Annotated in this window: 18 protein-coding genes; all 18 read right to left on the bottom strand. The window is 61.2% G+C overall.

Annotated elements, in window-relative coordinates; translation table 11 throughout:
- Positions 1 to 47: 47 nt before the first annotated feature.
- Entirely contained in the window at positions 48 to 2,267 is a 2,220-nt protein-coding gene (locus HMPREF2749_RS08860) for a polyribonucleotide nucleotidyltransferase (RefSeq protein WP_070594123.1), read from the bottom strand.
- Between the two features lie 405 nt (positions 2,268 to 2,672).
- Positions 2,673 to 2,942, bottom strand: coding sequence for a 30S ribosomal protein S15 (gene rpsO / locus HMPREF2749_RS08855; RefSeq protein WP_005507098.1), 270 nt, complete (start codon positions 2,940 to 2,942; stop codon positions 2,673 to 2,675).
- A gap of 289 nt (positions 2,943 to 3,231) precedes the next feature.
- Positions 3,232 to 4,647 carry an amino acid permease gene (locus HMPREF2749_RS08850; RefSeq protein WP_070594121.1) on the bottom strand — a complete coding sequence of 472 codons (1,416 nt, stop codon included), beginning with the start codon at positions 4,645 to 4,647 and terminating at the stop codon, positions 3,232 to 3,234.
- A gap of 252 nt (positions 4,648 to 4,899) precedes the next feature.
- The gene (locus HMPREF2749_RS08845) at positions 4,900 to 5,238 is read right to left on the bottom strand and encodes a hypothetical protein (protein WP_049341701.1); all 339 of its coding nucleotides are present in this window, start codon (positions 5,236 to 5,238) and stop codon (positions 4,900 to 4,902) included.
- A 248-nt stretch (positions 5,239 to 5,486) separates the two neighbouring features.
- Positions 5,487 to 6,380, bottom strand: a complete 894-nt coding sequence (gene mtnN / locus HMPREF2749_RS08840) for a 5'-methylthioadenosine/S-adenosylhomocysteine nucleosidase (protein WP_049341700.1) — start codon at positions 6,378 to 6,380, stop codon at positions 5,487 to 5,489.
- A complete protein-coding gene (locus HMPREF2749_RS08835; protein ID WP_049341699.1) occupies positions 6,380 to 6,838 on the bottom strand; it encodes an S-ribosylhomocysteine lyase in 459 nt (152 codons plus the stop codon). Before HMPREF2749_RS08835 ends, mtnN begins: the two co-directional genes overlap by 1 nt.
- Before the next feature lie 261 nt (positions 6,839 to 7,099).
- Complete coding sequence (locus HMPREF2749_RS08830; protein ID WP_049345127.1) at positions 7,100 to 8,116, bottom strand: bifunctional riboflavin kinase/FAD synthetase; 1,017 nt, start codon at positions 8,114 to 8,116, stop codon at positions 7,100 to 7,102.
- Positions 8,117 to 8,378: 262 nt separating this feature from the next.
- Positions 8,379 to 9,116 carry a DUF4345 domain-containing protein gene (locus tag HMPREF2749_RS08825; protein WP_070594119.1) on the bottom strand — a complete coding sequence of 246 codons (738 nt, stop codon included), beginning with the start codon at positions 9,114 to 9,116 and terminating at the stop codon, positions 8,379 to 8,381.
- A gap of 221 nt (positions 9,117 to 9,337) precedes the next feature.
- Entirely contained in the window at positions 9,338 to 10,435 is a 1,098-nt protein-coding gene (gene truB / locus HMPREF2749_RS08820) for a tRNA pseudouridine(55) synthase TruB (protein ID WP_070594118.1), read from the bottom strand.
- Complete coding sequence (gene rbfA / locus HMPREF2749_RS08815; protein WP_005507090.1) at positions 10,436 to 10,876, bottom strand: 30S ribosome-binding factor RbfA; 441 nt, start codon at positions 10,874 to 10,876, stop codon at positions 10,436 to 10,438.
- A 173-nt stretch (positions 10,877 to 11,049) separates the two neighbouring features.
- Complete coding sequence (infB, locus tag HMPREF2749_RS08810) at positions 11,050 to 13,917, bottom strand: translation initiation factor IF-2 (RefSeq protein ID WP_070594116.1); 2,868 nt, start codon at positions 13,915 to 13,917, stop codon at positions 11,050 to 11,052.
- Positions 13,918 to 14,136: 219 nt separating this feature from the next.
- Positions 14,137 to 14,478, bottom strand: coding sequence for a YlxR family protein (locus HMPREF2749_RS08805; RefSeq protein ID WP_049341695.1), 342 nt, complete (start codon positions 14,476 to 14,478; stop codon positions 14,137 to 14,139).
- Between the two features lie 253 nt (positions 14,479 to 14,731).
- Positions 14,732 to 15,817, bottom strand: coding sequence for a transcription termination factor NusA (gene nusA / locus HMPREF2749_RS08800; protein ID WP_070594115.1), 1,086 nt, complete (start codon positions 15,815 to 15,817; stop codon positions 14,732 to 14,734).
- Positions 15,818 to 15,926: 109 nt separating this feature from the next.
- Positions 15,927 to 16,598, bottom strand: coding sequence for a ribosome maturation factor RimP (rimP, locus tag HMPREF2749_RS08795; RefSeq protein ID WP_049341694.1), 672 nt, complete (start codon positions 16,596 to 16,598; stop codon positions 15,927 to 15,929).
- Between the two features lie 100 nt (positions 16,599 to 16,698).
- Positions 16,699 to 18,531, bottom strand: coding sequence for a proline--tRNA ligase (locus HMPREF2749_RS08790; protein ID WP_070594113.1), 1,833 nt, complete (start codon positions 18,529 to 18,531; stop codon positions 16,699 to 16,701).
- A 112-nt stretch (positions 18,532 to 18,643) separates the two neighbouring features.
- Positions 18,644 to 19,882, bottom strand: a complete 1,239-nt coding sequence (locus HMPREF2749_RS08785) for a GNAT family N-acetyltransferase (protein WP_083301097.1) — start codon at positions 19,880 to 19,882, stop codon at positions 18,644 to 18,646.
- A gap of 192 nt (positions 19,883 to 20,074) precedes the next feature.
- Complete coding sequence (gene ispG, locus HMPREF2749_RS08780) at positions 20,075 to 21,217, bottom strand: flavodoxin-dependent (E)-4-hydroxy-3-methylbut-2-enyl-diphosphate synthase (RefSeq protein WP_044142245.1); 1,143 nt, start codon at positions 21,215 to 21,217, stop codon at positions 20,075 to 20,077.
- Positions 21,218 to 21,356: 139 nt separating this feature from the next.
- Positions 21,357 to 22,712: a M50 family metallopeptidase gene (locus HMPREF2749_RS08775; protein ID WP_012903941.1), complete on the bottom strand. Its 1,356-nt coding sequence runs from the start codon at positions 22,710 to 22,712 to the stop codon at positions 21,357 to 21,359.
- Between the last annotated feature and the right edge of the window lie 147 nt (positions 22,713 to 22,859).

The following is a 22,859-nucleotide window of genomic DNA, read 5'->3' as shown; positions in this document are numbered from 1 at the left end:
CGCACCGGGTGCGCCGAACGCCCCTCATCACTTAGCGGGGGTTACGACTACTCGTCGTCGCCACCCTCAACGACCGGTGCCAGCGAGAGCTTGCCGCGGTCATCAATCTTGGTGATCTCCACCTGGACCTTCTGGCCCACGGAGACAACGTCCTCAGCGTCAACAACGCGCTTGCCGTCGTTGAGCTTACGCATCTCGGAGATGTGCAGCAGACCGTCCTTACCGGGGGTCAGGGAGATGAACGCACCGAAGTCGGTCACCTTCACTACGGTACCCAGGTAGCGTTCGCCAACCTCGGGAACCTGCGGGTTAGCGATAGCGTTCACTGCCGAACGTGCAGCCTCGGCGGAGGGGCCGTCAGCTGCGCCGATGTACACGGTGCCGTCGTCCTCAATGGAGATGTCTGCGCCGGTGTCTTCCTGGATCTGGTTGATCATCTTACCCTTGGGGCCGATGACCTCACCGATCTTGGCTACCGGGATCTTCACGGAAATAATGCGCGGTGCGAACTCGCTCATCTCATCCGGTGCGTCAATCGCGCTGACGAGCACCTCGAGGATGTGCAGGCGAGCCTCACGTGCCTGGGTCAGTGCGCCAGCGAGCACGGATGCGGGGATACCGTCGAGCTTGGTGTCCAGCTGGATAGCGGTCACGAACTCGGAGGTACCTGCAACCTTGAAGTCCATATCGCCCAGTGCGTCTTCCGCGCCGAGGATGTCGGTCAGGGCTGCGTAGCGGGTCTCGCCGTCAACCTCGTCAGAGACCAGGCCCATTGCGATACCTGCAACGGGTGCGCGCAGCGGCACACCGGCGTTCAGCAGGGACAGGGTCGATGCGCAGACCGAACCCATGGAGGTCGAGCCGTTGGAGCCCAGAGCCTCAGAGACCTGACGGATTGCGTAGGGGAACTCTTCGCGGGAGGGCAGCACCGGGGTGATTGCACGTTCTGCGAGTGCACCGTGGCCGATTTCGCGGCGCTTGGGCGAACCCACGCGGCCGGTCTCACCGGTGGAGTACGGCGGGAAGTTGTAGTGGTGGATGTAGCGCTTGGACTTGACCGGGTGCAGGGAGTCCAGCTGCTGCTCCATCTTGAGCATGTTCAGGGTGGTGATACCCATGATCTGGGTTTCGCCGCGCTCGAAGAGCGAGGAGCCGTGAACGCGGGGCAGGATTTCGACCTCAGCGGTGAGCTGGCGGATGTCGGTCAGGCCGCGGCCGTCGATACGGACCTGCTCGGTGAGGATGCGCTGGCGAACCACGTGCTTGGTCAGGGCAGCGAATGCTACGGAGACCTCGTTGGAGCGCTCTTCGAATTCCTTACCTTCGCCGGTGAGAGCTTCCATGAGCTCTTCCTGCAGCTCAGCTGCCGCTGCTTCGCGTTCCTGCTTGCCAGCGATGGAGTACACCTCTGCCAGGCGGTCTGCTGCGAATGCCTCAACTGCTGCGTCGACGTCCTCACCGTGGCCGCCGAAGAAGGGCAGTTCCAGGGCGGGCTTGCCTGCGCGAGCCACCAGGTCAGCCTGCGCCTTGCACAGTGCTGCGATGAAGGGCTTAGCTGCTTCCAGGCCCTCTGCGACAATCTCTTCGGTGGGGGCAGTCTGGCCGTCTTCCTTGATGAGCTTCCAGGAGTTGTCGGTTGCTTCTGCCTCAACCATCATGATGGCGACGTCTTCGGTACCGTCAGCCTTGGTGACGATACGACCTGCAACAGCCATGTCGAACACAGCGTTTTCCAGCTGGGAGTACTTGGGGAAGCAGACCCACTGGCCGTCGATCAGTGCCATGCGCACGCCACCGATGGGGCCGTTGAACGGCGCACCGGACAGGGAGGTCGATGCGGACGCAGCGTTGATTGCGAAGGTGTTGTAGATTTCGTCCGGCTCGTAGGTCAGGACGGTCACAACGACCTGAACCTCGTTGCGGATGCCCTTGGTGAAGGCGGGGCGCAGCGGGCGGTCAATCAGGCGTGCAGCCAGGATTGCCTCGGTGCTGGGGCGGCCTTCGCGGCGGAAGTACGATGCGGGAATCTTGCCGCCTGCGTACATGCGCTCTTCCACGTCCACGGTCAGCGGGAAGAAGTCGAAGCCCTCACGGGGAGACTTGCCGATTGCGGTTGCGGAGAGCAGGGTGGTCTCGTCATCGATGGTGACGAGGACGGAGCCAGCAGCCTGCTTTGCGAGGCGGCCGGTTTCAAAGCGCACGTGGCGCTTACCGTGAATGCCGTTGTCGATTTCGACTTCAGCAAACTTGATTTCGGGACCTTCCACGGTTCCTTCTTTCTTCTTGGCAGGCCGTACGGCGCACGAGTCGGCCTTCGATAGGAAACCACGGCACCTCTCCCCCGCCTTTTCGTGTGCTTGACGTGTGTCGGCACGGTTGTGGGAGTGGTGTTATTCCGTAATTCGCTACCGAGGACCGCGGCGTGTGTGCCAGTACGGCCTTCTGTTCTTTCTTTCAGGTGGGGCGGCGTCTTCTACCGATTTCTCGCAGTGAATCTAGCGTTGGAATCTAGCGCCGAATCTAGCGAGCGGAAGATGCGCCCCTCAACGCGGCAGTACGGACGCGCTGGCGCTACCCGCCTCCGTGTTGGAGGGTTGGTAGTGCTGACAGCACGTCCGCACACACCGCCTAAAGGCGATTAATCACCACAAAAGCGTCAAGACGCTCCTGTTTTATCGGCGCAGACCCAGGCGCTCGATCAGCGAACGGTAACGCTCGATGTCGACGCTCTTCAGGTAGCCGAGCATGTTGCGGCGACGACCAACGAGGATCATCAGGCCACGACGGGAGTGGTGATCGTGCTTGTGGAACTTCAGGTGCTCGGTCAGGTCGGCGATACGACGAGACAGAACTGCAATCTGAACCTCGGGCGAACCGGTGTCGCCCTCGTGGGTTGCGTATTCCTTGATGATTGCCTGCTTGACAGCGGGATCCAGTGCCACTTTTAACTCCTAGAGTTAGTACCGCATACGTCCCGTACGGACGGTTGCCGCCGGGTGGTGGGCTTACGCCCTGTAATACACGTCGTCTACTGCGGACTGCAGACGCGTTCTTCCCATTCTACGCTACCGGGGCGCTTTCGTGGAAGGGTGAGCAGAAGCCGGCGACAGGTAGCTCATCACACTACCGGTCGCCGGGCTTCACAGTCGGGTTCTCACGCCGAGTCCTCGCACCGGGCTCTACGTTTATTCAGTGGGCTCTACGTTTATTCGGTGTCTGTGCTTCTGCTCCCTATGCTTCTGCTGCTTCTGCACGAGCGCGCACAACCACGAGGCGGTAGTAGACCAGCAGGAACAGGCACCAAATTGCGCCCATCACCAGCGCCAGCTGGGTGTCCGCGAAGCAGCCGAAGAGCACCACGATAAAGACCATGAACGCCAACGCCATGTAGCTCAGCCACAGGGGCTGGTGTACCGGCTGCGCCTCGGTATCGGCGCCGCTACGCTTGAAGGCAATGTGCGCCAGCAGAATCATGACCCACACGAATACGGTCGCGAAGGTTGCCAGGGAGGCGACCACCTCGAACGCGTTCTCGAAGAGCACGTTCACAATCACGCCGACCGCCATAACCAGCACCATGATGAGGGTGGTCATCCAGGGCGCACCATTCTTCGTAACCTTCGCAAAGGAAGCCGGCGCCAAGTTCTGCTTCGCCAGGCCGTACATCATGCGGCCGGCACCGTACACGTCCGCATTCAGCGCAGAGATTGCGGCGGTAATGATGACCACGTTCAGAATCGAAGCGGCAGCCGGAATGCCCAGACCTTCAAAAATCTGCACGAACGGCGAGTTCGCCTTCGTCACCGAGTACCAGGGGTACAGGGACATGATGACCGACAGGGTCAGAATGTAGAAGATGAGGATGCGGAACGGCACCGTGCGAATCGCCTTGGGAATTGAGGTGCGCGGGTCCTTCGCCTCACCGGCGGCAATACCGATGTTCTCGATACCGCCGAAGGCAAACATCACCACGGTAAAGCAAGCGAGGAAGCCGGTAAATCCGTTCGCGAAGAAGCCGCCTTCAAGAGCCCAGAGGTTCGTAACCGAGGGCGCTACGGAGTCGTGTGCCTGCACGCCCACGAAGAGCAGAATCACGCCGCCAACGATCATGGCGATAATGGCGCTGACCTTCACGAGCGTGAACCAGAATTCGGTTTCGCCGAACGCCTTGACCTTCGCCAGGTTAATGGCGAGCAGAATCAGCAGAACCGAGACGATCCAGATCCAGGAGGGGCTGTTCGGGAACCAGAACTTCATGTACACGGCAAAGGCGGTGACGTCCGCGATGGCGACCAGCGCCATTTCCAGGGCGTAGGTCCAGCCAGTCACAAAACCCGCCCAGCGTCCAAGGTAGCGGGTGGCGTATTCGGAGAACGCTCCGGAGACCGGGTGCGCCAGGGCGAGTTCGCCCATTGCGCGCATTACCATGAACACTGCAGCGCCACCAATAACGTAGGCAAGCAGCACGGAGGGGCCCGCCAGCTGAATGGCGGATGCAGAGCCGTAGAACAGGCCGGTGCCGATGGCGGAGCCGAGGGCGATGAACATGATGTGACGCAGGGAGAGTCCACGCGCTAGCTGCGGGCTCTCGGAGGTAGCCTCAGCTACGCCCTGCTGTACCGGGGATGAGTCCGGAGTGGTATTCATCTTCTTCTTTTCCTTTACCTCGTGGGGTGTACCCGCCGGTGGCGGGGAAACTTATCGGGCGGTGCCGCAGCTTAGCAGGTGGCTGAGAGCGGTACCGGTTGATTCACTCCCCATCGAGTGATGGGGCGATGCGCAGAAGGTGTTGCCTTCGCGCGTCGCCCCGTCGCATCCCCACCCAACCGGTACGGTGGGAGGGAACGCAAAAGACGGCGGGAAGGCAACGTTGCCTTTCCGCCGTCTTTTCGTCAAAGACTACTTCTGTCGCTTACGTCCAATGACGATAGAGCACAGAGCGGTTGCAGCAGTCACGGTGTAGACTGCAGGCCACGCGCCAAGCTTCTTGGCGAGCGGATGAGCGGCGCCGAACGCGCCGAGGTAGACAGCGGTGAGGAAGGTGGCACGGCCTGCGCCAGCCTTACGCTTCCAATTCTTGTAAGCCACGGCACCGCACAGTGCCAGGACAGCGCCACCGAGCGGGCGGATGCCGGTGCTAGATGCAACCTTGTAGCCACCGAGCAGACCGGTGACGGAGGCGAGAGTCGGGCAGAACTTCACGACGTACTCCTCTGTGAGATCGGACAGTTTCCTCATTCATAGTACTCCACGACACACAGAATGTATATTCACCGCGGTTAATATTTCTGCGTTTCTTACGGACCGGGTACATCAGGTGCCTAATCAGAAAAAGACTGGGGTACAAAAACCAGTACAAAAAGACCGGCACAAAAGGACCGGGGCGCAAAAATACCGGGACGCAAACCCGTCAGGTTCACGCCCCGGCACTTGCCGCATGCGAGCTCACATCGTGCCGCATGCTCTGGATCGTTAGTTCTAGAGCTTTAGAGAGCCAGCTCCAGCGCCTCCAGCTGCGCCTCGGTCCACAGCTCAGCAGCCAGCTGCAGAGCGTAACGAGCCGAACGAGGAGCCACCACATCCACGGAGAGGTGGAAGTCCTGGTCAGCCTCCGGGCCGCACAGATCAGACACGCAACGCACTCCGATAAACGGAATCTCGTAGTTGTGGCAGACCTGCGCAATAGCGGTGGTCTCCATGTCGGTGCTGATGGCGCCCTCAAACGCCTCGCGGGTGTCCTTCACGTTGTGGGCGGTTACGAAGGAGTTACCCGCCAGCATCTGGCCGCGGCGCACCTCCCACACGCTCTCAGCCTGCTCACGCACCGGCTCAAGTGCGGCGAGCGCATGCTCCAGAGCATCCTGCCACTCGTCCGCCTGGCCGTCGTAGCTTTCGGGCATGCCCGGAACCTGGCCGCGCGCGTAACCGAAGGCGGTCGCGTCGGCGTCAGTGTAGGTGTAGTTCTCGCCAATCAGCACGTCGCCCACGTTAATGCCGCGAGCCAAACCGCCGGCGGTACCTGCGCTGATGACGCCCAGGCAGTTCGAGGAGTAGCTGATCGCCTCGGTGACGGCGCTCGCCGCGTTCACCAGACCAATCTTGGAGCGAACCAGCAGCAGCGGAACCTGGTCCTCGCCCACCTGCAGGTAACGCGGGTGGAATACCGCCGCACCCTCGGTGAAGGAGGGCTGCAGCTCCTCGGTCACCTTCAGGAAGGGTGCGAGCTCCTCATCCATAGCCACCTGAATGATGATGGCGTTGGACATGCCGTCCATCAGCTCAAACATGCTGTTGAATGCCTCAGCCGGGTCGAAAGCGTTCGGGTCAAAGTCCACCGGGTTGAAGGCGGATGCGAAAGCATCAGGGATCTGTGCGCTCATTACGCCATCACCTGAGCCCACTCATCGCGTGCCGCGAGGAACTCGCGAGCCGCAGCCTGCGCACCTTCGAGGGTGTGGTTGGCACCCCAACCGCACTGCACCTCGTTCGCTGCCGGAACCTCGGTCGCGTTGAGGATATCGTTGAGGGTTGCTTCCAGGATGGGGAAGAAATCCTCGGGCTCCAGGCCCAGGGTCAGCGCGTAGAAACCGGTCTGGCAGCCCATCGGGGAGAAGTCAATCAGACGGTCGGTGTGGTTGCGCATGTGCTCGGCGCTCAGGTGCTCGATGGAGTGCACGGTCGGCATTTCCAGGTGCGCGGTGTTCGGCTGGGTGAAGCGGATATCGTACTTGATGAGGGTGTCGCCACCGGGCAGGATCTTGCGGTCTGCGATACGCACGTAGGGTGCTGCTACGGCGCGGTGGTCGAGGTTGAAGGATTCGACGTTCATTTTTTCCATGACTCTATCTTCTCTTAAAACGAGGACGACTAAAACAGGGGTGCCTCACGGGAGGCGCAGGACATCAAGGCGTGCGGCGCGGGTTGTTTCTTCGGAGGCGCAGGCGGTCAGGCGCGAAGAAGGTGCCCGCTTTTGCCCGTCCGGTCGGGTACGCAAAAGCCCCGGCGGCAGATCCGAAAATCTTACCGCCGGGGCATCACACGTCATCACCGCAGAAAATGCAGGCTGCGGCGCCCTGTGGCTGGGTTACCCGTGGTGGGGTTAGAGCTGGGGATGCTTCACTTCCGCCTGCACCGGGCACTCCGGCGGGCAGTAGTTCTTCGCGTCCTCAGCCAGCACCTCGCGGGTCTGCACCACATCATCGTTAATCTGCTCAATCAGCGCCTCAACACCGGTGTACGCCACCATGGGACGCAGACGCTTCACGAACTCAATCAGCACACGCTGACCGTACAGGTTGAAATCCTCCACGCGCTCTTCCGGGCGGTCAATCACGTGCGCCTCAACCTGGCGGTGCTCAATACCGTCAAAGGTCGGGTTCGTACCCACCGAAATAGCGGAGGGGTGACGGTTACCGGATTCGTCCACCAGCCAGCCGGCGTACACACCGTCGGCGGGAATCAGGCCGCGTGCCTCAAGCTCAAGGTTCGCGGTCGGGAAGCCCAACTCGCGGCCGCGCGCCAGACCGTGTACGACCTCACCAGCCATCATGTGGTGGCGGCCCAGCAGCTCGGTTGCGGCGGGCATATCGCCCTCCAGCAGCAGCTGGCGGATGCGGGTCGAGGAGCAGCGGGTGTTCTCATCCACCATCAGATCCTCAACGACAACCACCTCAAAGCCGTACTTCTCCCCCAGCTCACGCATGGTGTTCAGGTCGCCGGAGTTGTTGTTACCAAAGCGCACGTCGTCACCGATGACCACGAAACGCGCGTTCAGCGCATCCACGAAGGTGGACTTCACGAACTCTTCGGGGGTCTGCGCAGCGAACTCCAGGTTGTAGTTCAGCAGCAGGTAATCGTTCAGACCCAGCAGGCACATGAAGTAGCGGCGCGAACCCTGACCCATAATGTCGTGGTGGGCCGCCTCGGGACGGTGCACCTGCATCGGGTGCGGGTCAAAAGAGACCGCGATAGAGCTCAAACCGTGCTCTTCAGCAAGGGAGACCACGCGCGAAATCACGCGGGCATGTCCACGGTGCACGCCGTCAAAATTGCCGATGGTCACGACCGAGGGGCCGTAGCCGGCGGGGACCTCGCTCAAAGCGGTGTAGAGGGTCACGGGCTCTCCTGAAAAAGATAAATGTACCTAACCATCCTAGACCACAGGCGGCAGGATGCAGAATTCAAAACGGGAATCAACAGGGAATGGAACGGCGCCCCTCGCAGGCGGTGCCCTCTCCCCTACCTTTGCGGATGCGGCGGGGTATCTGGCACTCAACTGTGCAGCCTCCGCACCTGGAAAATCCATGCGCAGCACCCACCCATAAGAAAGCCCGGGCAGGCACCCCACCGTGCGGCAGGAACCTTCCCGGGCGTTACGACTACTTACGAGCCTGGTTACGAGAAGCCTTCAGCATCTCCTCGCGAATCTTATTGGACTTGTTAATCCAGCCGTACCACACCAGCAGGCACGGAGGAATCACAAGCTCAGTCACCATCAGCACGATCAGCGACCAGTGCGGGGTGCCGAAGAACGCCCACGACAGGATACGACCCACGCCGCCCAAGAAAACCACCAGGCAGGAGAACACGAGCATGTTCACCCACTTGAACTTCAGGGCAATGAACACGAAGGACAGGCCCACACCCACATAGGCTGCCGCGAAGAACACGTAGTTCGACTGCACCGAGGCGTTCGCAAAGTCCTGAGGCGCATCCGGAATGACGCGGACACCGCCCAGAACCTGCCACACACCGTACGCAATCATGAACAGACCGTACAGCGCCACCGCCGCGCGGAACGCCGCACGGTTCTGAGGCTTAGCCGCCTCCTCAAGGCTCTTGGGGCGGGCAAACGCCTCGCGGGTTGCCTTCTTCTCAGCCTTCTTAGCCGCCTTCTGCGACGCCTTATCGCCGGACGCCGGTGCGGCTACGCGAACACCCTCGGGTGCCTTCGCCGCAGAAATAGGCTCAGCGTTCTTAGCACCGGCAGCCTTCGCGGCACCGCTCTGAGTAGCAGCCCCGGTTACGGTAGCTTCAGCCTGTGCAGACTCCACGCGGGGTACCGGCGCGGTACGAGGCTCACTCGCCTTCTTAGCAGAGCTCTGGTTCTCGCTCATCTTCTCTCCTTCAGCGGGGCCGGGCGGCACCCGCACGAGTAGTCATGTGTGTTCAGGGGTTGTTTACGTTAGCGTGTTGAATGAATAGGGGGCGCACATTCGGTAGGGCGCATATTCAATAGGCACTGGATCAATCAGGCTTGAGGAATCAGGCTTGAAGGAATCAGGTGTGGGCAGGCGCAAACGCCGAACCCTCTTCGCCCATCATAAGCCCTCAACGCCTAGTTGAAGGAACGATTCGCCTCAAAAACCAGCACCGGGGCGGCCTGCACCTTCCCGCGCTGCTTCTTATTCTCCAGAAGGGCAACCAGGGTACCGTCCGGGGCGAAGCCCGCCACAATACCCTCAACGCTGGCATGCTGCACCGCGCCGGACTCATCCGCGCTCGCGTGCACGGAACGCTTCACCACGGAACCGTCACCGCTGGGGCTAATACGACGACCGTAAGAAATGTCGCTCGCCTCCGCGGCAGAGAGCTCACGCGCACCAAAGATGCGGCGTGCCGCCTCCTCCAGGGGAAGCAGCGGCAAATCTTCCAGCGGTGCCTCCGACTCTTCACGGCGCTGCTTCAACTGCGCCAAATCGGCGGCATCCTCAAGCACCACCGCGCCCACACGGGTACGGCGAAGAGCCGTCAGGTGGCCACCGGTGCCCAGAATCTTGCCCAAATCACGCGCCAGGGCACGAATATAGGTGCCCGAAGAGCACGAAACCGTCACCTTGCAGTCAATCACGGGAACCGAGGTTGCCGCGTGTTCGCCCTCATTCTCGGGGTCCTCAATCACGTACTCGGCAAAACCAGGGTTGATGGAATGTACCGTGAACTCGCTAATCGTCACCGGACGCGCCGCCAACTCAACCTGCTCACCGCTACGCACACGCGCATACGAACGAACACCGTTGATCTTAATAGCGGACACCGCAGAAGGAACCTGCAGAATATCGCCGCTCAGCTGCGCCACAGCCTCCAGGATGCGCGAGTGCATCTGCTCAGCGTCCAGACCGGTCAGCGCCTCGACGGCATCAGGATGCGCGGCGGTGTGCTCGCCCTCGGCATCCTCAGTCAGCGTCTCAATGCCCAGGCGAATCGTCGCGTCATAGGTTTTATCCTGACCGACCAGGTAGGTCAGCAGCTTCGTCGCCTTATTGATGCCCAAAATCAGCACGCCGGTCGCGGCGGGATCCAGCGTACCGGCGTGACCAACCCGCCGGGTGCCAGCAATACGACGCATCTGAGAGACCGCATCGTGGCTGCTCATCCCGGCGGGCTTATCAATGACCATCAGGCCGGACGGGCCCTGAGGTTGTTTCTTCGCCACTTAGGCGTCCTCACCCTCGGCAGGCTCATCCTTCTTGTAGGGGTCAGCCTCACCAGCGTACTCGGCACCCTCGGCTGCAGCAGCCAGGGCGGCGTCGCGCTCGCGAGTCTCACGCAGAAGCGCCTCAATGTGGAAGGCGTTCTCGGGAACCTCGTCAGCGACGAAAGTCAGGGTGGGGGTCAGGCGGGCAGTGATGTTCTTACCAACCTCGGCGCGCAGAATGCCCTTAGCGGATTCCAGCGCCTTCTTGGTGTTTGCGGCGTCCTCTTCGGAGCCGAACACGGTGTAGTACAGGGTTGCGTGCTGCAGGTCGTTGGTCACGCGGGCATCGGTAATGGTCACAAAACCGAGGCGGGGGTCCTTAACACGACGCTCCAGCGCCTTCGCCACAATTACCTTGATGCGGTCGGCAAGTCGTGCCGCGCGGGCTGCATCAGCCATGTGTTTCTCCTTGAAATGTTGTGGCGCTTCCGTGGGCACTCGAGGTGCTTTGGAAGCGTTCCAGGTAATGCGGAAGCGCCCGCCCCGCCAGCACCCGCCCCGCAGGCTCTAAGTTTTAGAAGCCTGCGGGTGCGGGAACACTAGCGGGTGACGGGCGCATCAGCGTGTGAGTCTTAGACACGCGGCTTTTCGCGCATCTCCCAAGTCTCGATAATGTCGCCTTCCTTGATGTCGTTGAAGGAGCCGAGGCCAATACCACACTCGAAACCTTCGCGAACCTCGGTAGCGTCGTCCTTGAAACGGCGCAGCGACTCGATGGTGAGGTTGTCTGCCACCACGGAACCGTCGCGCACCAGGCGTGCCTTGGCGTTGCGCTTGATGATGCCGTTCTTGACGATCGAACCTGCGATGTTGCCCCACTTGGAGGAGCGGAAGACCTCGCGGATCTCTGCGGAGCCGAGCTCCACTTCCTCGTACTCGGGCTTGAGCATACCCTTGACGGCCTGCTCAATTTCCTCAATCGCACGGTAGATGACCGAGTAGAACTTCATCTCGACGCCTTCGCGGTCGGCAAGTTCTGCAACGCGCTCTGCCGGGCGGACGTTGAAGCCGATGATGACCGCGTTGTCCACGGTAGCCAGGTTCACGTCGTTCTGGGTAATAGCACCCACACCGCGGTGGATGACGCGCAGCTGAACCTCGTCGCCACCGGCGTCGATCTTCATCAGGGACTCTTCCAGCGCTTCCACAGCACCGGAGACGTCACCCTTAATAATCAGGTTCAGGGTGTCCATCTTGCCCTCAGCCACAGCGGCGTCGAAGGACTCGAGGGTCACGCGCTTACGACGCTTAGCCAGCTGAGCGTTACGATCAGCAGCCTCACGCTTCTCAGCGATCTGACGAGCGGTGCGCTCTTCCTCGGTGGAGAGGAAGGTGTCGCCTGCACGAGGAACGGTGGACAGACCCAGCACCTGAACGGGGCGGGACGGGCCAGCTTCCTTCACAGCCTGACCGTTCTCATCGAACATTGCACGAACGCGACCGTGAGCAACACCGGCAACGATAGCGTCACCGACGTGCAGGGTACCGGACTGAACCAGGACGGTGGAAACCGCACCGCGGCCCTTGTCCAGGTTTGCTTCAATAGCAACGCCGCGTGCTTCCTTGTTCGGGTTAGCGGTCAGTTCGAGCACGTCAGCGGTCAGGGTGACAGCCTCAAGCAGCTCGTCGATGTTGGTGCCGTTGCGAGCGGAGACGTCCACGAACATGGTGTCGCCACCGTACTCTTCGGGGATCAGACCGTACTCGGTGAGCTGGCCGCGGATCTTGTCCGGGGACGCGCCTTCCTTATCGATCTTGTTCACAGCAACCACGATCGGCACGTTAGCTGCCTGTGCGTGGTTCAGTGCTTCAACGGTCTGGGGCATAACGCCGTCATCAGCTGCGACCACGAGGATTGCCACGTCGGTGACCTTCGCACCACGGGCACGCATAGCGGTGAACGCCTCGTGACCGGGGGTATCGATGAAGGTAATCGCGCGGTCTTCACCCTCAACGGTGGTGTGGACCTGGTATGCACCAATGTGCTGGGTAATGCCGCCGGCCTCACCCTCAATGACGTTGGTGTTACGGATAGCGTCCAGCAGGCGGGTCTTACCGTGGTCAACGTGACCCATGACGGTAACAACCGGGGGACGAACCTCCAGGACGTCCTCGCCCTCAGCTTCTGCTTCGGCTTCGAGGTTGATGTCGAAGGACTCGAGCAGCTCGCGCTCCTCATCCTCCGGGGAAACGATCTTGATGACGTAGCCCAGTTCGGCACCCAGCAGCTCGAAGGTTTCCTCGTCCAGGGACTGAGTCTGGGTAGCCATCTCACCCAGGTGGAAGAGAACCGTAATCAGCGATGCCGGGTTTGCGCCAATCTTCTCAGCGAAGTCCATGATGGACGCGCCACGGCGCAGACGAATCTCGGTCGAGCCGTCGCCGCGAGGAACAACCACGCCACCGGGTGCCGGTGCGTTCAGCTGCTCCTGCTCATGGCGGCGAGCTGCCTTGGACTTGCGGCCCTTACGCTTGGAGCCGCCGCGACCGAATGCACCCTGTGCATTACCGCGACCGCCGGGGCCGGGACGACCCGGACCGCGGTTGAAGCCGCCGGAACCGCCGCCGCGACGTGCGCCGCCGCCGTTACCGCCACCGTTGTTGGAACCGGACGCGCCGCCACCAACGTTGGAAACCTTGGGCATCATCGAGGGGTTCGGGCGTGCGCCGCCGCCGCCAGCCGGACGGGGTGCACCGGGACGTGCGCCACCTGCCGGGCGAGGACCGCCGTTACCACCGGGACGTGCGCCACCTGCCGGGCGGGGACCGCCGTTACCGCCGGGGCGTGCGCCACCGTTGCCACCGGGACGACCGTTACGTGCCGGACGGGGACCGCCGGAACGCTGGGAGTCGCCGCCGCCACGCTTCATGCCCTGCTGGGATGCGAAGGGGTTGTTACCGGGGCGAGGACCGGGCTTGGGGCCGGGCTTCGGAGCGGCAGGCTTGGGTGCTGCCGGCTTCGGTGCTGCCTCGGGGCGTGCCATGCCCTGCTGGGATGCGAAGGGGTTGTTACCCGGACGGGGGCCGCCGGGCTTGGGTGCTGCTGCCGGCTTTGCGGCGGGCTTAGCTGCTGCAGGCTTGGGAGCTGCGCTCTCAGCTACGGGCTTGGGTGCCGGCTTAGCGGCAGGCTTTGCCGCTGCGGGCTTGGGTGCCGGCTTAGCGGCAGGTTTAGCCGCTGCGGGCTTGGGTGCCGGCTTAGCTGCAGGCTTAGCCGCTGCGGGCTTGGGAGCCGGCTTAGCTGCCGACTCTGCGGGACCTGCCTTTGCGGCAGGCTTAGCGGCTGCGGCGGGGAATTCCGCGCGCAGCTTCTTCAGAACCATGGGGTTCAGGGTGGAAGAGGAGCTCTTAACGAACTCGCCCATATCCTTGAGCTTGGCGATAACTTCCTTGGAAGGTACGCCTACTTCTTTAGCAAACTCGTGTACTCGAGGCTGAGCCAAATTTTCTCCATTCCCGGTCCGCACCGGGAATGGTGCGGACACTAATGTTTACGGGGTGCACGCCCGAAGGCGCGCCAATTCGTGAAATTGCCGGTGGGTGAGCACGAAAGGGTACTCATTTCGCGGCACTCATTAGATATCCATCAGTTTTCTGACTCGCTTTCAGATAAGAAGTCGTCAAACTCGTTGACTTACAGAGGGCATATACCCGAAAAGCGTCTACGAGGGGGTCGAGTCCGCAATCACGGCTCGAATCTGCTCGCAACACGCCTGCAGCTGGGCTGCAGGGACCGCTTTTTTGAAGGCGCGCGCCAGACCGTTCTTTTTCTGCAGAGCGGCTACGCACTTTTCGCTCGGATGGATCCAAGCGCCTCGTCCGGGCATAGTTCCCGCCGTATCGGGCTGATAGGGCGGGGTGTCCGCCTGCTCGGTAGCAGACGTGACGGGTGTGCGGGCGATGCGCAGCAGGTTGCGCTGTTCATCGCGGGCACGGCATCCGATGCAGGTGCGGACCGGTCCTTCAAACGCTTCGGAGGTTGCGGTGAGGTCGTGATTGCTCATGGTCCTCTCCCCTCTCTAGCGTGTGTGCAGAACCGCGTTCGCAGTACATTCGTGATGCTCTATCCGGTGTGTGCGAGGGCGCGTTAAAGCGCCCGGTTACACACCGGCACATCTTAATAGTGTATCCCGTTTTTAAGAATCATGGGCAAAACTGTGACGCAGGCGCAAGAACACCGGGCACGTACCTGCCCGATATCTTGCGCCTGCATCAAACGGATATGCCGCGGGATACGCCCCTCACCGGGGCTAATGCTTATTCAGCGTTCTGTGCGGACTCTTCTGCTGCCTCTTCAACTGCAGCTTCTTCAGCCAGGCTACGAGCCACGCGAGCTGCAACCTCTTCCTCGGCACGAACCTGAGCGTACTTGGACTCGGAGAGAATATCGATACGCCAGCCGGTCAGCTTCGCTGCCAGGCGCGCATTCTGACCCTCACGGCCGATAGCCAGGGACAGCTGATCGTCCGGAACCACGGCACGAGCGGAGTACTCACGCGGGTTCGCGATAATGACCTCGGTGACCTTCGCCGGGGACAGCGCCGCAGCGATGAAGGTTGCCGGATCGGTCGAGTAGTCGACAATGTCAATCTTCTCGTCGTTCAGCTCGGCAGCAACCGCACGCACGCGGGCACCCATATCGCCGATGCACGCACCCTTAGCGTTAATGGTCGGGTTCTTCGCGGACACAGCAATCTTGGAGCGGTGGCCAGCTTCACGTGCGATGGAGTTAATGGAAACCAAGCCCTCAGAAATTTCGGGAACCTCGTGCTCGAACAGGCGCAGAACCAGGTTCGGGTGCGAACGAGAAACCACAATCGAGGGGCCCTTCGGGCCGCGGCGAGCCTCAACCAGGTAGGCGCGCAGGCGGGTACCGTGCAGGTACTTCTCGCCCGGAACCTGCTCGTTGCTGGGCAGAACAGCCTCAACGGTGCCCAGGTCAACCTGAACCATACGCGGGTTGTTGCCCTGCTGAATCACGCCGGACACCAGGGTGCCCTCACGGTCCTTGAACTCACCCAGAACGGATGCGTCCTCAGCGTCACGCAGACGCTGTGACAGAACCTGACGGACGGTTGCGGCAGCGATACGGCCAAAGTTGTTCGGGGTATCGTCGAACTCGTCAATCTTCTGGTTGTCCTCATCAAGCTCAGGAGCCAGAATGACGAACTCGCCGGTGGTGCGGTCGATGACGGCACGAGAGCCCTTAATAGCGCCGGGCTGCTTCATGTATGCGAGCAGCAGGGCGTTCTCAACCAGGGTGAAGAGCTCCTCCATGACGAGAGAGCGCTGCTTCGCCAATGCGCGCAGTGCGCCCAGGTCAATAGTTTTAATATCCTCCACGCTTTTCAGCCTTTCCCAGTTAGCACGGCGCCGGGACGCTTAGTGCGCCCCGGCTCCCGAACGGTATATACCTGGCACGGAGCACCCCGTGCCTGAAGCTTTAATAACTCTATTCTACCGGCTCAGCAGGCGAATTGAAGTCAATCTCGACGTGAGCAGAAGCAATATTTTCCCACGGAAGCAAAGACGGCTCGTGGTAGGACTCCTTCTGGCCCTTCTTCGTGTTCTTCTTACGAGCCAGCACCGGCCCCTCATCCTGCACCTCGTGCAGACGCGCCAGGTACTCGGTGCCGTCGGGTGCGGTGACCGCAATCAGGCGGGTGCGGGCACGCTCCCAGTGGCGGCGCTCGGTCAGGGCGCGGGTAGCGCCGGGCGAGGACACCTCCAGCTCGTAGGGGAAGAACTCGTCGTTTTCATCCGCACGATCCAGGGCGCTCGAAATCGCACCGGAAATCTCCGCGAGGGAATCCAGCGACAGCGAATCGGTACGCTCAGCGGTGTAGTCCACCGTAATCTTCACGGTGCGGTTCGCCGCCGGGCCCGAAATCTTCAGGCCCTCCAGCACCAGCGAGAATTCGGAGATAACCGGGGCAATCGCCTCGGCAACTTCTTCCTCACGGATCGCGCGGGTACCCACGCGCACCGGTGCCTCCACCACGGGCTCACTCTCAACGCGAGTGCGGGGAGTGTTCACACCATTGGCCACGCGGGATGCGGCACGGCGAGCGCGCGCATTCGGGGCGCTCTTCTTAGAGCCAGAACGCTTCGGCTTGTATGCCATAGTTCTCTTCTTTCATTCTTCCGCCGCTTGCTCTGCCCCACCTCTTGGGAGGTAGGGCAGGTGGCGACGGTTTTACGTCTTTGCGGGCTAGTGGCGTGCCTTAGGCGCCGCGCACCTCAGCGATGACCTCAGCCACCGCGTTCTCGACGGACACCTCGCGAGCCTCACCGCTGCGGCGGTCCTTCAGCTCCAGCACGCCGTCCTTGAAGCCGCGACCAATCACCAGGATGGTGGGCACACCCAGCAACTCGGCGTCGCCGAACTTCACGCCGGGGCTGGTCTTCGGGCGGTCGTCCAGCATGACCTGCAGGCCGGCGGATTCCAGGGATGCGCTGAGCTCTTCAGCGTACTCGTGGGATGCTGCATCCTTGCCGGTGATGACGATATGCACGTCTGCCGGTGCCAGGTTACGCGGCCAGATCAGGCCCTTCTCGTCGTGGTTGCCCTCGGCGATAGCGGCAAGTGCGCGGGTCACGCCCACGCCGTAGGATCCCATGGTCACGGTCTGCAGCTTGCCGTTCTGGTCCAGGACCTTCAGGCCCAGTGCCTCAGCGTACTTGCGGCCCAGGGCGAAGATGTGGCCCATCTCGATACCGCGGGCTGCGACCAGCTCGCCGGAGCCGTCCGGTGCCGGGTCGCCTTCGCGTACCTCGCACGCCTCAATCACGCCGTCGGCGGTGAAGTCGCGGCCGAAGACCAGGTTCGCCACGTGCTTGCCCTCTTCGTTTGCGCCGGTCACCCAGCGGGTACCGCGCACCACGCGGGGGTCAACGAAGAAGGGAATACCGGTTGCGGAAGCTACCGCATCCTCGTCCTCGGTGTGCGCGCCGAACAGGGGCGCATCCAGGCTCAGGCCGGGGCCAATGTAGCCCTTGACCAGCTGCGGGTATGCCTTCAGGTCCTCTTCGCTGGCTGCCTCAACCTCAACCTCGCCGCCGATGCCCAGCAGGGCGCCGATGTTGACCTCAACGCGGCCCAGGTCCACGGCACGGTCGCCGGGAACGCCCACGGCGAAGACCTTACGCTCGCCGGAGGGGGTGATGACGGTGCCGAGGAAGCACTTGAGGGTCTGCGAAGCTTCCAGGGTGCCGCCGGTCACCTCGGAGTGCAGTTCGTTCATGCGCTCCACCAGGGTCTCAATGGTGGCGGAGTCGGGGGTGTCCACGACGATTGCCGCCGGGGTGTCCTCGGTGATTTCGATTTCCTCGGGAACCACGGTGGTCACGGCCTCAACGTTTGCCGCGTAGCCGCCCGCGGAACGCACGAAGGTGTCCTCACCGATGGGGGTCGGGTGCAGGAACTCTTCACTGCGGGAGCCGCCCATTGCGCCGGACTGTGCGGTCACAATGACAATCTCCAGGCCCAGGCGCTCGAAGATGCGCTGGTATGCGGCGCGGTGCGCCATGTACGCCTCGTTCAGGCCCTCATCGTCAATGTTGAAGGAGTAGGAGTCCTTCATGACGAACTCGCGGCCGCGCAGCAGACCCGCGCGGGGGCGCGCCTCATCGCGGTACTTGGTCTGAATCTGGTACAGGTAAACCGGAAGGTCCTTGTAGGAGGAGTACAGGTCCTTGACCAGCAGGGTGAACATTTCCTCGTGGGTGGGTGCCAGCAGCATGTCGGCACCCTTGCGGTCCTTGAGGCGGAAGAGGTTATCGCCGTACTCGTCCCAGCGGTTGGTTGCCTCGTAGGGCTCGCGGGGCAGCAGTGCGGGGAAGTGAACTTCCTGCGCGCCGATGGCGTCCATCTCTTCGCGGATGATGTTCTCGACCTTGCGCAGTACCTTCAGGCCCAGGGGCAGCCAGGTGTACACGCCCGGGGCTGCGCGGCGGATGTAACCGGCGCGAACCAGCAGCTTGTGGCTGGCGACCTCAGCGTCTACGGGGTCCTCGCGCAGAGTGCGCACGAAGAGGTTGGAAAGGCGAAGTACCACGATTCTCCTTGAAAGGTCGATAGGTTTAGGTAGGGTGCCCACGGCTCACCGGGTAAGCCACGAAAAAGGCACAGTCGTCTTTAATTTTATAGCGTTTTAGGGTTCGGCGTGTTTAGCGCTCAAAAATGATGGTCGAGAACTGCCCAATCTGCTCCCAACCGGTCCCCCGGTACATGGCAAGAGCGCGGGCATTGTAGTCGTTCACGTACAGGCTCAAATGCGGGTAGCGGCGCTGCAGAATCTGCGCGGCGGCGGCAAAGAACGGCTTAGCCAGCCCATAGCCGCGGTAGTCCGGGTGCAGCCACACGCCCTGCACCTGCGCGGCATCCAGGTTCACGATGCCCGCATCCGCCTTGAAGATAACGCGACCGTTCACATCGGTGACAATGGCGCAACGCTGACCGGCAATCAGCGTGCGCAGGCGCGCCGCATAGCCGTCACCGTAGCGGGCAACCGGGTCGAAGCCGACCTCCTCGGTGAACATGGCGGCTGCAGCGGGCAGAAGCTCCCCCAGGTCCGCGGAGGTGGCGAGGCGCGCATACCCGGCAGGCTCACCGCTGAGTTGGACAGCACCGGCGGGGCTCTGCCCCGGCTTGAGGGGCTCGGGTTTGATGGGCACGGGTTTGAGAGGCGCGGGCAGGTGCGCCGGCAGCTCAGGAAGCTCCGCCTCGTAGAAGCGGGCGAGGTCCTTCTCCGGCGGCAAATACAGCAGCGGCTGATTGGGACGCTCCGACAGAACCCGCGCACGGTGATCGCAACCGTCACCCAGGCTCGGCTGCAGCATCTGCAACAGCGGGCTCTTACCGCCGCGAGTCTGCTCGCACAGCTCCTGCATGCGCGTCCACAGGGGCATCACGAAGGTGCTCTCACCGAACATGGAATCCAGGCGAGAACCCACCTGCAGTAGCAGCTGAGCCAGCGCGTCACGATGCGCGAGCGCCGTAGCATCCAGAGCGGGAGTATCCAGGGTGGTGGCGTCATAGGTTTCTACATGTTCGGCAACATCATGCTCAACCGCGGCACCGCACAGCCGCACCGGCACCACATTCGAACCCAACAAAAGCACACAGCACAACTGCCCATCGCGCTCACAGCCCACAAAACCCTGATAGTAGTGCAGCGGAATACGCGGGGACCTCACCGGAAGAGGGCACGCCAAATAATGCTCAATGGAGTACAGATTCGGGACCGGGTCACTAAACAGGACCTCCTCCAGCTCATCGCACCACCGAGCATCCAGAGCAAAAACGTGTTCCTTCACGCGATCAGGCATAGGGGAAGAATCCATCGACGAAACAGCAGCACGCCGGGCACGATCAGCCTTACGGCGGCGAGAAAAAAGAGTGAACATGACCTGTTGAGTGATAGAGAAAGAGCGACAAAAAATAAGTGAAAATACGGGGACACGCACCCCGAAAAAGCAACCGGATCCTGCGGCCACAACCAGCAGCGGCAAGCACCAAGCCTGCCACCACCATAACCGGACATAACCGGAAAAGCGCGGAGGCGCCCTCACCAGGGCGCCTCCGCGCACAAAAGCTAACTAGCTCACCGAAACAGCCGGGGAACCCTCGGGAACATACTCGCCCGAAGCCTCCATCTCAGCAGCAATACGGGTCGCCTCTTCAATCAGAGTCTCAACAATCTGATCCTCAGGCACGGTCTTAATGACCTCACCCTTCACGAAAATCTGGCCCTTACCGTTACCGGACGCCACACCCAGGTCAGCCTCACGAGCCTCACCCGGACCGTTCACCACGCAACCCATCACGGCAACACGCAGCGGAACCTTCATGTGCTCCAGGCCCTTAGTCACGTTCTCAGCAAGCTCCCACACGTTCACCTGCGCACGACCACACGACGGGCAAGAAACAATATCCAGCTTACGGGGGCGAAGGTTCAGCGACTCCAGGATCTTGGTGCCCACCTTCACCTCCTCAACCGGAGGAGCAGACAGCGACACGCGAATAGTATCGCCAATACCCTGAGACAGCAGAGTACCGAACGCCACCGAGCTCTTAATAGTGCCCTGGAACGCCGGACCAGCCTCAGTCACACCCAGGTGCAGGGGCCAGTCACCGCGCTCAGCCAGCTGACGGTACGCCTCCACCATCACCACAGGGTCATTATGCTTCACAGAAATCTTGAAATCACGGAAACCGTGCTCCTCAAAGAGCGACGCCTCCCACACAGCAGACTCAACCAGAGCCTCCGGAGTAGCCTTACCGTACTTCTCCAACAGACGCTTATCCAGCGAACCAGCATTCACACCAATACGCAGAGAAACGCCGTGGTCCGAAGCCATCTGAGCGATTTCCTTCACCTGGTCATCGAACTTACGGATATTACCCGGGTTCACACGCACAGCACCGCAACCAGCCTGAATAGCCGCATACACGTACTTCGGCTGGAAGTGAATATCAGCAATCACCGGAATACGGGACTGCTTCGCAATAATGGGCAGAGCCTCCGCATCCTTATCAGTCGGGCACGCCACACGCACAATATCGCAACCGGCAGCGGTCAACTCAGCAATCTGCTGCAGAGTCGCACCAATGTCGTGGGTCTTAGTGGTCGTCATCGACTGCACCGAAATCGGAGATTCAGACCCAACACCGACAGAACCCACCTTAAACTGGCGAGTCTTACGACGCGGGGACAGAACCGCGGGAGCGGGCTTCGGCATACCAAGGCTGACCGACAAGGTTTTCCTCCATACATGGGTTATGAAGGACGTACGACGCATCCTTCGTTCAACTTTTTATTGTGCCACTGACGCGAAAGAAAGCACTAATACGGGTACCCTTACCGCGCGTGACAACACACTAAAACAGGGTGATGGGCTTAACAATATCCGCCACAATCAGAATGACAGACATCACAATGAACGCGCCCGCCACCACATACGTCAGCGGCAACAACTTCACCGGATCAAACGGACCCGGATCCTTACGCCCAGTCAAACGTGCAAAGAAACGACGCACACCCTCCCAGAGCGCACCCAACACGTGGCCACCATCCAGAGGCAGAAGCGGAATCAGATTAAACGCAAAAAGCATCAAATTCATATTCGCCACCAGCGAGACCAACATCGCAGCCTTCGCCTTCACATCAATACGGTCAGTAGCCGTCACCTCACCGGCAATACGACTCACACCAACCACAGACACCGGCGACTCAACACTACGCTCACCACCAGTCACCAAAGTCACCGTCAACTCCCACACACGCTGCGGCAACGACAACATCGACGAACCCACACGAGAGAGCGTATCGCCCACCATCGCAGGCACCTCAGTAATAGAACCAGGCACCAACTCACTCGACGGCGAAACACCCACAAAACCGCCGCGAGTCGTCGCAATCGAACCATCCGCAGCACGCGCATACTGGCCCTTACCATCAGAAACCGGGCGGATCATCTCAACCGGAGTCACCGACAAATCCAGACGCTGACCATTACGCTCCACCGTCAAAGTGCTCGGGTGAGAACCCGCCGCACGAATCGCCGAAGACACAGCCTCCCACGAACCCGTCGACGCACCATTCACAGCAACCACACGGTCACCCACCTGCACACCAGCAGCCTTCGCAGGCGACGGAGTGGACTTATCAGTACATTCGCCATAGCTAATCGAATCATGAGTGACATTCACGCTCGGCACGCACTCAGACACCGCCGACACCTTATTCGTCACCTGAGCCGTACCAAAACCACAAATCAGCACAGCAGTACACACCACACCAATCAGCAGGTTCATGGTCGGGCCGCCCAACATAATCACCATGCGCTTGAGCACCGGCAACTTATAGAAAAGGCGGTTCTCATCACCGGGCTTCATGCGCTCAGCATCCGCCGCACGCGCCTCCTCAGCCATGGACGCAAACGGGCTGGTACTGCCCGAATGGCCCTCCTCATGGTGCTCCTTCACCTCAGCAGGGCTCGGCGGGTACATGCCAATCATCGAAATGTAACCGCCCAACGGGATCGCCTTGAAACCGTACTCAGTCTCGCCGCGGCGGAAAGAGAACACGGTCTTACCGAAGCCAATCATGTACTGCGGAACGCGCACATTAAATAGCTTCGCGGGCACCAGATGCCCCACCTCGTGCAGGGCAATCGAGACGGCAATAGCGATTGCCATGAGGATAATGCCCACAGCGTACAGCAGGATTTCCACGCTTTTTCTCGTTTCGGTTCGGGGATACGAAGCTTCTAGGATACTCGCTTAGCCTGTGAAGGCACCCTCCCCCGCTTTCTGGAGGGGCTGGATGGGGACGATAAAAGGGGCGGTGTTCGTCCTCGTTCCTACAGGGGCACCCGCCCT

Origin of the sequence: Rothia sp. HMSC075F09 (assembly GCF_001810515.1) — a bacterium.
Taxonomy (GTDB): domain Bacteria; phylum Actinomycetota; class Actinomycetes; order Actinomycetales; family Micrococcaceae; genus Rothia.
The sequence above is the reverse complement of the archived record's forward strand: the minus strand, read 5'-3'. Positions and strand labels throughout refer to the sequence as shown.

Bases quoted from the DNA above. Each gene is read 5' to 3' on its own strand.
- HMPREF2749_RS08835 (WP_049341699.1), bottom strand. From the start codon at position 6,838: ATGGAAAAAATGAACGTCGAATCCTTCAACCTCGACCACCGCGCCGTA.
- rimP (WP_049341694.1), bottom strand. From the start codon at position 16,598: ATGGCATACAAGCCGAAGCGTTCTGGCTCTAAGAAGAGCGCCCCGAAT.
- HMPREF2749_RS08825 (WP_070594119.1), bottom strand. From the start codon at position 9,116: ATGAGCGAGAACCAGAGCTCTGCTAAGAAGGCGAGTGAGCCTCGTACC.
- ispG (WP_044142245.1), bottom strand. From the start codon at position 21,217: ATGCCGAAGCCCGCTCCCGCGGTTCTGTCCCCGCGTCGTAAGACTCGC.
- HMPREF2749_RS08845 (WP_049341701.1), bottom strand. From the start codon at position 5,238: ATGAGGAAACTGTCCGATCTCACAGAGGAGTACGTCGTGAAGTTCTGC.
- HMPREF2749_RS08805 (WP_049341695.1), bottom strand. From the start codon at position 14,478: ATGAGCAATCACGACCTCACCGCAACCTCCGAAGCGTTTGAAGGACCG.
- mtnN (WP_049341700.1), bottom strand. From the start codon at position 6,380: ATGAGCGCACAGATCCCTGATGCTTTCGCATCCGCCTTCAACCCGGTG.
- HMPREF2749_RS08785 (WP_083301097.1), bottom strand. From the start codon at position 19,882: ATGTTCACTCTTTTTTCTCGCCGCCGTAAGGCTGATCGTGCCCGGCGT.
- HMPREF2749_RS08850 (WP_070594121.1), bottom strand. From the start codon at position 4,647: ATGAATACCACTCCGGACTCATCCCCGGTACAGCAGGGCGTAGCTGAG.
- rbfA (WP_005507090.1), bottom strand. From the start codon at position 10,876: ATGGCTGATGCAGCCCGCGCGGCACGACTTGCCGACCGCATCAAGGTA.